The organism is Pseudoalteromonas sp. SIMBA_162, assembly GCF_046535955.1.
Taxonomy (GTDB): Bacteria; Pseudomonadota; Gammaproteobacteria; order Enterobacterales; family Alteromonadaceae; genus Pseudoalteromonas; species Pseudoalteromonas marina.
In genome coordinates this window covers 1-249 of sequence record NZ_JAWJBQ010000889.1, presented here as the reverse complement: position 1 = coordinate 249, position 249 = coordinate 1, and the positions used below count along the sequence as shown (strand labels likewise).

Here is a 249-nt window from a genome sequence, read left to right as displayed (position 1 = left end):
GATCAGGCGCACGTACCACGGCCAGATCTTCCAGAACAGGCTGGACTCGATGTCCGGCGCCCCGCTCTGAATCTCCTTGAGCAGCGCATGGCGCGACATCGCCCAGCCGACCAGCAGGCACATCACCAGCGCGACCAGCGGCTGGCTGTACTGGGTGGTCAACATGATCACCAGGCCGAACAGTGCCCCGAAGTTGGCGGCGATGGTCAGGCTGATGGCCATGATGGCGGCACCGACGGCCAGGGTGGC

1 pseudogene is annotated in these 249 nt (G+C 65.5%); it reads right to left on the bottom strand.

The window, feature by feature from the left end:
- A pseudogene (locus R0J88_RS22270) lies at positions 1–249 on the bottom strand (sodium-dependent transporter); the annotation flags it as partial.